Source organism: Priestia sp. TRN 1309 (assembly GCF_050846875.1).
Taxonomy (GTDB): Bacteria; Bacillota; Bacilli; order Bacillales; family Bacillaceae_H; genus Priestia; species Priestia zanthoxyli.
Genome location: NZ_JBOZGM010000016.1, coordinates 1 through 11407 on the forward strand (window position 1 = coordinate 1; position 11407 = coordinate 11407).

Annotated in this window: 12 protein-coding genes and 1 pseudogene; 4 read left to right on the forward strand and 9 right to left on the reverse strand. The window is 33.1% G+C overall.

Features of this window, described 5'->3' with window-relative positions; all coding sequences use genetic code 11:
- Window positions 1–1237 (reverse strand): MobV family relaxase (mobV, locus tag ACRPLQ_RS26250; RefSeq protein ID WP_432236333.1); only part of this gene is annotated, 1237 nt, incomplete at its 3' end.
- Window positions 1238–2133: 896 nt separating this feature from the next.
- Between mobV and ACRPLQ_RS26255 the strand changes: the two genes are divergently transcribed.
- Both ACRPLQ_RS26255 and ACRPLQ_RS26260 read left to right on the forward strand, forming a co-directional pair.
- A complete protein-coding gene (locus tag ACRPLQ_RS26255) occupies window positions 2134–2322 on the forward strand; it encodes a hypothetical protein (protein ID WP_098627007.1) in 189 nt (62 codons plus the stop codon).
- Between the two features lie 41 nt (window positions 2323–2363).
- Window positions 2364–2918, forward strand: coding sequence for a hypothetical protein (locus ACRPLQ_RS26260; protein WP_052191931.1), 555 nt, complete (start codon window positions 2364–2366; stop codon window positions 2916–2918).
- A 392-nt stretch (window positions 2919–3310) separates the two neighbouring features.
- Here ACRPLQ_RS26260 and ACRPLQ_RS26265 read toward each other — a convergent pair whose 3' ends face one another.
- The gene (locus ACRPLQ_RS26265; RefSeq protein ID WP_033580906.1) at window positions 3311–3853 is read right to left on the reverse strand and encodes a DUF3967 domain-containing protein; all 543 of its coding nucleotides are present in this window, start codon (window positions 3851–3853) and stop codon (window positions 3311–3313) included.
- Between the two features lie 597 nt (window positions 3854–4450).
- Window positions 4451–5095 (reverse strand): hypothetical protein, encoded by a 645-nt coding sequence (locus ACRPLQ_RS26270; protein WP_033580907.1) that lies wholly within the window; start codon window positions 5093–5095, stop codon window positions 4451–4453.
- Between the two features lie 517 nt (window positions 5096–5612).
- Between ACRPLQ_RS26270 and ACRPLQ_RS26275 the strand changes: the two genes are divergently transcribed.
- A complete protein-coding gene (locus ACRPLQ_RS26275; protein WP_033580908.1) occupies window positions 5613–6155 on the forward strand; it encodes a hypothetical protein in 543 nt (180 codons plus the stop codon).
- Between the two features lie 261 nt (window positions 6156–6416).
- Here the strand turns inward: ACRPLQ_RS26275 and ACRPLQ_RS26280 are convergent, their stop codons facing one another.
- From ACRPLQ_RS26280 to ACRPLQ_RS26290, 3 genes are all read right to left on the reverse strand, one after another.
- Complete coding sequence (locus tag ACRPLQ_RS26280; RefSeq protein WP_432236334.1) at window positions 6417–6914, reverse strand: HTH domain-containing protein; 498 nt, start codon at window positions 6912–6914, stop codon at window positions 6417–6419.
- A 357-nt stretch (window positions 6915–7271) separates the two neighbouring features.
- On the reverse strand, window positions 7272–7844 hold the full coding sequence (locus tag ACRPLQ_RS26285) for a DUF4030 domain-containing protein (RefSeq protein WP_432236335.1): 573 nt from the start codon (window positions 7842–7844) through the stop codon (window positions 7272–7274).
- 97 nt (window positions 7845–7941) lie between these two features.
- Window positions 7942–8490, reverse strand: coding sequence for a hypothetical protein (locus tag ACRPLQ_RS26290; protein WP_432236336.1), 549 nt, complete (start codon window positions 8488–8490; stop codon window positions 7942–7944).
- Between the two features lie 359 nt (window positions 8491–8849).
- Between ACRPLQ_RS26290 and ACRPLQ_RS26295 the strand changes: the two genes are divergently transcribed.
- Window positions 8850–9275 (forward strand): cell wall-binding protein, encoded by a 426-nt coding sequence (locus ACRPLQ_RS26295; protein WP_430080249.1) that lies wholly within the window; start codon window positions 8850–8852, stop codon window positions 9273–9275.
- 294 nt (window positions 9276–9569) lie between these two features.
- On the opposite strand, the gene ACRPLQ_RS26300 is transcribed toward ACRPLQ_RS26295, so the two are convergent.
- The 3 genes and pseudogenes from ACRPLQ_RS26300 to ACRPLQ_RS26310 all read right to left on the reverse strand — a co-directional run.
- Window positions 9570–9812, reverse strand: coding sequence for a hypothetical protein (locus ACRPLQ_RS26300; RefSeq protein WP_223546874.1), 243 nt, complete (start codon window positions 9810–9812; stop codon window positions 9570–9572).
- A 131-nt stretch (window positions 9813–9943) separates the two neighbouring features.
- A complete protein-coding gene (locus ACRPLQ_RS26305) occupies window positions 9944–10204 on the reverse strand; it encodes a hypothetical protein (protein ID WP_223546876.1) in 261 nt (86 codons plus the stop codon).
- Window positions 10205–11148: 944 nt separating this feature from the next.
- Window positions 11149–11407: pseudogene (locus tag ACRPLQ_RS26310) on the reverse strand (MobV family relaxase); the annotation flags it as partial.

The window sequence follows — 11407 nt, forward strand, 5'->3', positions numbered from 1 at the left end:
CTAGCTCTTCTTTTGGCACATAGTCCTTTATATAACCAAGATTCATCTTCGTTAAGCTCTCATTCACTTCTTTTTCCTGTACAAGCTCTTTTTTCGTTTTCTCATGTTTCTGCTTCTCCATCATTAAATCATCGCTGAGAGAGCTTATATGAGCCTCATATTGCGTATCTAGTTCTCTCTTAACCTCGTCTTTCACATTTTCCCTTTGTTCAGCTGAAAAATCACGGACAAGCTTCTGGCGCATTTGTTTCTTGGCTTTTTCTACTTGGCCATCTTGATCCGCCACATAGATCTCTAATTCTTGCCTTGTCTCACTTAACTCATTCTTTAATGCCTTATTCTCTTTTTCATAGCGATCTAACTCATGACTCAATGCATGCGTTCGCTCATGCTCGGCCGCCAATGTTTGCTGCAGCTCTTTTGTGAGACTCATCAGCTCATGAAAATCTGCTTCTTCCACTTTCACTTTGGAACCCATGACACTCTTGGCCGCCTCTACTTCAATTGGTTTGCTACATAACTCTTCAATCCGTCTCTCGCTACGTATTTCAACGGGTGGTGCTGTTTTTAACTCAACAAAACTATCCATCTGTCGAATCTTTTTTTTCATGTGAGCCACTTGTTGATCCAACTGCTTTAGCTCTTTTTCACGTTCCTCTCTCTTAAATTCATGCACACTTTTATGCTGCAGCTCGCTCGGCTCGCCACGCTCAATGTCATACCCACGTTTGTTCATGTAGTTGTGAAAATCATCCTGGATTCTACGAATCTTGGTTTTCCCATGGAAGTACTCTTTCGCCGCCAAGCGCCGATCATCCGTAATCGGCACAAACCCCACGTGCATATGTGGCGTCGCTTCATCGTTATGTACCACGGCATACAAAATGTTCTGCTGGCCATACTTGCCGGCAATATGATCCAGTGATGCTTCAAAATATTTACGCTGCTCGTCTAACGACATCGCATGTATATACTCCGGACTGGCCGATACAAAGAACTCTGCCACCAGGACCGCATCATTCCGAATTTTTCGTTTCACACGGGTGGCCGTCATCTTCTTAATTTCTTCATGATACTTAATTTTGTCCTCATTCACGAAGTCATAGTTGAGCATCGTTCTGGTTGAATCGATGTCTTTATTTTTACTGTTCTCGCCTTCTCGTTGGTTGTGTTTCTGGATCCCCAATATTGCGTCTTTGTGGAACTTTTGCATGCGGATAATCCCATATTTGGCCATCCCTCAATCCCCCATTTCGACCACTGTACTTAGGTCTAGCATACCACAACTTTAGATTTGGTGTAACGCACTACACCAATTTTTCATCTTCGATCAAATTGGGCGCGCGCTCTACGAGGTGGCGGTCGGAGTTCCTCCCTGTGTTTGGCTCCGCCAAAATAAAAAAGGACATCCTTAACGAATGCCCTTTTTTATAAAGACCGTGGACGCTGTCCACCACCTGTAAGGGGAACTCTTCCCCTTAACCCCATCTAGAAAACTCCCCCAACCCCCTCACTTTTTGAGGGGGCTCCCTCGCCGGTTGGCGTCAAACAAACGCGTTTGTTTGAGTGCCAAGAGGGTCTTGGTGTAGTGACATTGTCAATTCCTTAATGCTCCCTACGGTCCGCTTACCATTGACAATGGCCAAATGTAGCACATTACTTTTTTTTATTTTTCTGATCAAGAATTGTTCCTATAACTATACCTATGCACAGACACATCCCAGCTCCTAAGCCTATATTATTTAGTACTAAACCGTATAGAGCTCCAAAACATAGACCTAGACTTATGCCGAATGCTAAATAATTTGTAGGGGTCTTATTGTTCTTAGACAAAAAATCCCTCCCATGTGTCAGGCCCTTTTATAGTTGATATACGTTTCAATGTTATCTAAGATTTCATAAATTTGGAATACGGATAGCAAAGGCCGCCCATTATGTATCATCCTATAAGGCGGCCTTCATTGTATGTATGCTACATGTTTATTCCAAAAAGCACGACATTATCTCTCATGATTTTATATTTTTCACCACAATTATCTATGTTAAAGTGAAAGTAATGTTATAAAAAGGCGGCCATCTTATAGCTGCCTTTTTATATTTTAAAAAACCGATAGCTAAAGAGAGGATCCTAACATGAATCAAAAAACATTAGATATCGTCTTATCTATCTTGGCTGTTTTTATTACTTTACGAATGACCAAACATATAACTATACCTGGTGGATGGTTTGTAACCGAAGTTATACGTATTGTTCTATGTATTATTGCACTTATCTTTGTATCAGCTATTCTTCATTTGATAGTTAAAAAGAAATCATCTTAAACAAACTATCTATTGAATTAAAAAGGAGCATTATAAAAACATTGAAAAAGAAAATAAAAGTACTGTCTATTTCATTTATTGCAATTATTAGTTTAGTCGCATGTAGTTCCATAAAAACAAATACTGAAGCTTATAAAGGAAATAAATTAACCATAGCAGTAGTAGGAGCAAAACCTAAAATCAATGAGGGCGAGAGCATTATTAATTTTAAAAATATATCCTTAGAAGATATTAATCATATTGATTCAAAATCATATGACGCTGTGATCATTTCCAAGAACTATTTATCCCAAGCAGCTAATAAAAAGTATAGAAGTACATATTTAAAAAGCTCTATTCCATTCTTCTTTACTGAATCTAAAGCATCTGTCTTACCTTTCGTCGATAATTCACTAACATACGAGCAATATGCTGATCGTGTAAATGATAAACAAGACTATATTACTGGTCTTTTAGGTACCAGTAATAACCAATATAAAACGTGGCAATATGGTTACAACATAACGAATAACAAAATTGATCGAACCAATGTAAAACATATATACTCTCAAGTCTTTAAAACTATAGAAAAGGTAAAGAAAGAAAAAAGAAGTTAAACAATTTTATTCTCATCCAGAGCAAAGGCCGCCAATATGGTGGCCTTTGTTGTGCTCCAAAATAAATCAATGAAAACAGGAGAAGGAAAGAAGAACTTCTTTATAGATACATGATTACGTTAATACTCATGTATCTATAAAGAGTATCTCAAAAATTACGTCCTATTACATTTGCTTCTTTAGAATACTTATCATGACCTTTATAACAAGCATCAGAAGCAAATTCTATATACAACACGGCATAATACATAGAAGAAGACACCTCAAAGGTGCCATTTTTCAATGAATCTTCTATTACATCTCATAGAAAACCAGGGTAATATTAGTTCCAATGCGCTTTTAAGGTCCTTCATAATATACAAACTTATATGGTTAAGCACACTTTCACTAAATTAAACCTTCCAAAACTCCCACCACTTTTTTTTCTTTTCTTCACTAGCAGCAATAAGTTTTTGAGTTTCTTGCATTCCCTTAACAGCATCTAAAAGTTCACGATCTCTATTCTCTAATTTTTTTGAAATATACTCATCTCTTTGTTGGATCTGCTTCAATAATTCTTGGTTGAATTTCATTTGTTCTTCTTTAAAATCTTCAAATTGTTTTAGTAATTGCTCATAACGTTGTGTCCCCTGATATGTCACTAATTCTTCTGTGTCACGGTCTGATACATCGTCTTCACCAACCGTTGATATTACTGCGTTTATAGCCTGATATAGTGACATATCAGGGTGCTTTACCAACTCTCTAATCTTACGTAAAACCATGACATCCTTATCAAAAAAACCTCTGTGGCCCAACTCATTTTTATGGATGTGGTACCCTGCTTTTTCAAGTAGCTGAGAATACTTACGAACAGTCGTGTTCTGTATCGCTAAAAGGGTAGCGACTTCCCTTGCTGTATAAACCTTTTGCTGTTTCTTTGTGTCACCTGACATATCACACTACCTCCTGCTATGTCCTATGATATGTCATTCGATATATAAAAGAAAAGTTCCTTTTAAAAGATGATTTAGACTTATATTTTAGAATCACGTGGCCGCCTTCGTTTTGGGGTGTGAGGCTGGCTTAAAAAATAGTGTAGATAGATCATGAAAAAGAGTAGAATTTTGGACAGTTGCTCTGGCGGTTCGGCAGGTATAATGGCCGCCACAAGTCGATCATCATTAACTTCGTTTTGGGTATGTTCGGCTTGGCGATATAACCAACCCTGCCGAAATTTAAAATACAAGGAGAAAAGAGTGGAGATTTTTTAAGTGATCTTTTTAAAAAATACTACTCGCACCTTGTATTTTAAATAGCTATTTAAGTTTTACAGTTTTAACGAAAAAAGTATAAAAAGACCCTTGCAATTCTATCAGCGAATTGCTATTTAAATAGAGTGAGAAGAGTGAAGTACAAGAACCTTATTATATCAACGTTTATAGAAGGAGAGGTGTGTCCAAAAAGACACACCTGTGTGTCCAAAAAGACACACCTAAAAAATGTAAATGAAGTATAAGGTGAAAAAAGCAAGGGGAAATTTCCCCTTGCTTTTAAAATAAATATATAGGTAAATTATGTTTTTTAGAGCTTCCTTCTACTTTAAAATTTTTTAAAGAACGTCTAAAGATTCTTTGAGTTGCTTTATCTACATCATCCCTAGCCGAACAACACATAATATTAGGGTTTACAAACCAAGTTCTACTAGTACATACCCTACCATCTTCCGTTGTCATTCCAGTTTCTGCTACGGCTAAGATACCTAGCTTCATTAGTTCATTCATCATTTTAGAAACTTTAGCTCTCTCTCGTCCTAATTTTTTAGCTAAATAACTAGGTGAAGCTGCATTCTCGCTTATCTCTTCTAAGTCTTCTTCAGGACGTTCTATAAGGATATTCGTTTTAAATTCAACATAAGGAACTAAATCTAATAAAAATGCTTTTTGTGCATTAGACAAGTATTTTATTTGGCTCAAATAATTATAGTTTTCCATAAGTATTTGCACAAATCTCACCCCATCAGTTTTTTTCTTTCGCTTACCGATGAAATAATTATCTCCAGTAGTTTTATGTAAGATTTCTAATAATGTTTTTTGTTGATCTGCTGAAAGACCAACTTCTGATTGGTTGATTAACTCTTCTAGCTTAGAATCTCTTATTCTGGCTTTTTTTTCGGCTTCATTTAATGCTTTTTTCATTTTAATTCCTCCATTTTTTTGTGGAAGGAACTAACCTTATTGTGGTAGAATAATTCTATAAAGTTATGTAGTTGAAGGTTAATCTCTTCTTAAAAGGTTAATTCCTTCTTAATATTTTTTAGAGAAAGTCCTCTGAGTCGGCGAAAACTTGAGGGCTTTTTCTTATGTCTAATTTTCTACCAAATCCTACATTTTTGCAAACCATATTTGTAGAATAAACACGAAAACTCACCTTATATAGGTGAGTTTTTTAAAAAATATCCTAATAGATTTCAGCTACAGTACATATCTATCCTTCCATAAAATATCTTATGGAAAATAAGAAATTAATGTAAAATAACGGTTACTTTATATTTGGATCATTATAGTGAGATATGAAATAAAAATGATACATTTTTATCAATTATGGAAATAGGTGTTAAATTCTATATTAAAAAGTGATATTCTTGCATTCGTTCAACAATTATGAAGAAAAAGATACTTATGGAATTTTTAAAAGAAAGGTGAAATAACTATTATGAAAAAGATACTTAATCTAATTGTTACTGTACTAGTACTTAGCGTAATGACAATGCCATCATTATCTAATACAGCTAATGCAGCAGAAGAACAAAAAGAAGAACAAGGGACATTTCAATTAGAAAATATTAATGAAAGCGTTCTTGAAATTAAACTTCAAGATGCAGAATTTTACTTTGATAAAGATGGTAATCCTATGATTAAAGATAAAAAGAGCAACACTGAAAAAGCATTACCTACAACAGGATCAGATAAAGATGATAATCCTGTAAGTTTAGAATATAAGAAAACTGAGAATGGGTTTTTAGTAGAAGCATTAACTGACAATACAGGATTAGTTCAAACAATGTCAGTTGGAAAATGTATAACTGGTACTGCAGGTGGAGCCATTACAGGTGGAGGTACACTAGGATTAGCAGGTACTGCCGCAGGAACAGTTACCATTCCTGGAATAGGAACTGTAGGCGGTGGAGTAATAGGCGCCATTGCTGGAGCAGTTGGTGGTGGCTTAACAGGTGCTTCAACATCTTGTTTCAAATAAATATAACAAGTACATTAGAGAAATAAAAATTCCCTAAATACTAAAGTGAGGTATGACACTTGAATAAACTCATAATACCATCTATATTAGTGATTTTTTCTTTATATATCTTATTGCAAATTGCATTAGAACAAAACGTTTTCAAAAATCCACTAAACTACTTTGTATTAATTACTTTATTCTTCTTAGTCATTAAGTTCATTAAAGAGAAAAAGAATAGCCTCTAAGGCTATAGAAGCAGGCTTAAGCCTGCTTTTCTTTTTAGTCTAATATTCCCTTCTCCTTAAACACTTTTCTAAGAGCTTCATTTACTAATTCTGATTTATAACTTTTAGGAACTCGATCAATAATACTTAGCACATCATCATCAAAATAAAAACCTCGGTACACTCGTTTTGAACGGTCTTTTGGACTTTGCAACAATAAATCAATTGCATCTACTGTGCTAGCTTTTGAAGAGCTAGTACTAGTGCTTTCACTTTCATCAACATAGCTCATACTAGCTGCTACTTCGCTAGTAGCTAGCTTTTGTTCTACTGGCATCTTACTGTTTTTAGAGATAAGGGTACTAAAATCAACATCTAAAGGTTCGGATTCTTCTCCAACATAGCGATAAATGCTTTCCTTACTGTCCCATTCATAACCTAATTTTTTAATCTTTGATTGAATGGTACGAGTACTTACACCATACTGATCAGCTAATTCTTTAATAGTGATTTCTTTCATCATAATGCCATTTAACATCTTTTTTACCAGCATCCTACTAGCCCCCATTTTCGTTTTAAGAGTATAGTACTAGTATTCAAATGCAAGATGATATTTCCTGCTATTATTTCGCTATAAAACGAATAATGCAGGTCAACATGAGCAAACTATCCAAGACACCGTGAGGTATCACATAAGTAATTCTCCTATACTCCGTTTACAAAAATAGAAAAACCAACCTTTAGAACTGACAGGTTGGTTTTTCTGTTTTATATCCTATACATTTGTAGTTAACATAAAACATTTATAAGAACCACTTAAAAAACAAAAGCACTCATCTTTGATTTAGATGAGTGCTTTTGTTTAATCTAATAATTTCTTTTTCTTAAACATTCTTTAATACTTTTCCTATTACATATTTATAATATTGTCATCCTTATCATAAATAACTATCTTATAAGGATCTTTTACATGTTGAGATTGAAGAAATCTATTGATATTTTGTTCAATGCCTTTAGCATATGTTTTCACACTGTCATCAGATGTAGAAACGGGTGTAGACAAAGCTATAACAACGGGTTTATCTAATGTAACTTCAGTCTTCTTAGTAGTTACGTTTCGATATTCTTTAGTCTCTTGTAAGTTTGTAAGAGCTTTGTTCTCAAGTTCAAACCATTGATCTTCTTTTTTTACTTGCTTAATATTTCTTTCGTGAACATTGACTTTATAGTTATTCAAACCGTTCTCTTTTAATTGATTTTCAATGTCTTTTTTTACTTTACTTGCTTTTTCTGTATCTTCAACATTGATATTTATCTCTTTCGAATCTGATCCATAATTTATAACATTGTACTTATGAGATATATCACTAAGAATAACATCCAAGCTTTTATCTTTTTTTGTTGAACTTGTATCATTACTTTGACAAGAGGCCAGTAATAATACTAGACCTATAGATAAAAAGGCATTTACTATTTTTTTCATAATTTAACTCCTTTTGTAATTTATTATCTATTTTAGATGCGAATACAATTATTTCATAAAATAACAAAAATAAAAACCTCCTTAAAGGAGGTTTTTATTAATAAGCTGTAACAGTAGCTGTACCACTTGCAACAGGCAAATCTGTATAACTCTTTCCGTTTTTATCAGATGTTAGATATACATTGAAGTCTCCTCCAATTCCGACAGCAGGAAATTTCCCATTAGTAGTTTTTCCATTAGCGTATATTCTAGTTCCTTTAAAAACCCCAGCTTTATAAACGCTTAAATAAATACTACCAGCTTTTGAAGAGTTAACAGTTACTGTAGCTTGTAGATTTGGAAACCTTAAACTACTAAAATGAGCCGAACTATAGTTATTCTTAAAATTATATCTAAAAGAATAAGGGACAGCGCTTAGTGTTGTCATCATAGTAGATCCAGGTTGTTTCACCTCTTGTGCATACTCAACTAGTTCAGGATGTTCATTCATATCCTTTGCTATCATATTTGTAATTTCTTGAGAATTTTGATCTACACTCTCCGTAGGAATAGAGATTATCTCACTTCCTGATACTGTACTTGAATTGCTAGTCTCTGCTGCGAAAGCACTTGTATTAACGGCTGAAAATAATGCTGCAGTAGCCACAGTGCCTAATAAAAATTTCTTAATAATGGTAAACAACTCCTATGTAATTTTATTTCCATCATTCACTATACCTTAATTAATAAGATAAAAGAACCCATTTTTGTGAACTTTTTTACTCTTATGGTTATTAATGTTATAAAAAAGAGCAATTTTAGTTACCATAATCCGTATTATCGGAAATAAAAATCTAATTATTTAATACATCTTTTTATTTTTTACAGAATCCATATTAACTACTAATTTCATTCCATTATTTATAGTTTTGTATTTTCTATTAAAAGTAATTATTGAGAATAACATATATAAATGTTATTATATAACATGTCATTTTTTATACATAAAGGAGATTATTACTTATTATGAAGAAAACTCTTAAAAGTCTTTCATTATTTCTAGTAGCTCTAGCTTTTGTAGTTGGAATTACTCCAAAGGCTGAAGCAGCTACTACAAGCTGGCATAGCGTATCAGGTTATGGAAGTGGATGCCAAGTACAAGTATATACAGACAATACTGTGTACAAAAAAACTGCTACCTCAATTGACGCTTACCTTAAAACAAATGGTAAATGTAAGACTATGCCTTATGAAATGGAACTTGTTGATACAAATGATGCAGGCTTTGATATTCCTGCTAGAACGGGATCATTCTCAAAACAAACAAGTACAAGAAAATTTTATTTAGAAGAAGTTAGAAAAGAAGGAAATAGCAATCCATTTAAAGCACGATTACGTTGTTTTGCCGGTGGAACACAAGTTTACTCACTAACTCTTACTCTATATAAATAAAATGAAAAGAGCCTATTTGATTTCTTACATCAAATAGGCTTTACTTTTTCTTTAAAATCCTTTTTGTTAACTTCCCACACATCATATCCTTCACCAAATTTATCTCTCAGTCCATAGACATTAAATCGGATGAAATCTTATAGTTGTCTATTATAGTTTCATTTATTATTTCTACATTAAGCTTACCTTTAATTGTATTCCATATTTTATGTATATTTTATACATCTCTAGTTAACATAATGTACCTTACAGGAACCAATCTCCCTTTTTCCTATTTAGGCAAAGGGGATTTATTTACCTATAATTACTTTCTACAGGTGCCCCCAAATTATCTAAATCTTGACTGATATTTAAGATAATTAGGTAATTCCATTCTCCCTTACGCTTCCCTAAATTTACTACTTGATGAATTTCTACTTGATCATTTTCATATTCTCTAGCTGCTTCACACATTTCCCTTAAAGTACCGCCAAACTCTGTGTTATCCCAATTTCTTACCGTCAAATCAATATAAGATTGGCTCTTTTTAAAATTCATATCTCATTCACCTCTATTACTAAAAATAACATTAAAGTAATAGTTTAGGTAAAAAACTTAGTTACCATAATCCAGATTATAGGAAATCTTATCTCTAAAAAACCTCTGCTTCTTGGCAGAGGTTCAATCATTTATTTAGCTAGTTCTTTGACTAAATTAATAAAGTCCATTGAATGCTGTTGATTTTTCTTTATCATCTTTACTCTTTTAGAATCTAAAAGGATTTTTTTAATCTTGTTATTCTTCCAAATAACAGTATTGTAAGATGGGACTTTATATAAATCTCTAAACCACTCTTCAGATGTTAATTCTTCTATTGCTAGTTTTAGTTTTGAATAAGAAGTTGGCCTCATTAAAATACCGTAAGACAGTAAATCTTTAAACTCCTCCATCTGATCACCTTCCCATATTCATATTTTATTGGATATCAGCAAATAAATGACTATGCATACTATATACAAAACAAGTTTACATAATGTCTCTTTCCGGAACACATCAAAAAAAGGAACCCTTATGGGAGTAAGGGTTCTTCAAGGGTCACTTTTATAGAATATGCAGCTTTTTATACATCGTTGATAGAATAGGCATTCTATTGAGCAAATCAAGGAAAACAATGTATAAGAAGTCCACCTTTTATGCATATGTGAGCACACTAGAAATAGTATGAATATTAAGAATATGTTATAGTCAAGCTGTTCATTCTCGGATACGTTTGAACGACCCCTTATATGAAGGCAGCCTCGTTCATTGGCCAATGCCGAGGTTGCGCTTTTATTCTTCAAAACTTGTCATACAAATTTCAATTTATATATTTACAACCAAAAAAGTTTGTGATATATTTCACATATAAAGATATCCATGACGAACCAGAACACTCTTAAATGTAATTAATAATGTAATATAAAAAAGCTATTTCTCTCCGATACCAATACGATTGAAATAGCTTTTTTTATGCTCTTTTACAACTTCTCATTCCTCTAGCTCTTTTCACACTTTACTAATGAATAATATAGTATTTATAAAAAAAGGATGCTACTATTAATTAAAGTAATTTTTTCGTTATTTCTTATATATTTGAACCCTATTAAAAAGCTATCTAATTTCTATGGAAAGCCAATGCCTATAGAAATTAGATAGCTTTTTTATGCTCATAAAAATTTTAAAATAGGAGGAGAAACATTATGTTAACCAGAAATGAATTTTTCTTATTCAATAGAGAACTATTATTTTTACTGGATCAACACTCTACATGTACTGATTCTAGTCTAAAAGAGATGCTGGTCACCCAAATTGCTCTTATACTTGCTGTTCTTAGCTAAATTTCATATTAATCTTATTATCTTTCCATTTCTTGATCTTGCCTCTTATTACGCTTCTGAATCCCCCCAACGTATTGGAAGAACGAAATCTGCTTCATCTTTTCAACATTCTTATCAATCCAATTCAACGCTTTTTCCTTCCAGGCTTTTAATGTCTTATTCTCTTCTCTTAACTCATGAACCTGATCTTTCGCCTTATCTAGCTCTTCTTTTGGCACATAGTCCTTTATATAACCAAGATTCATCTTCGTTAAGCTCTCATTCACTTCTTTTTCC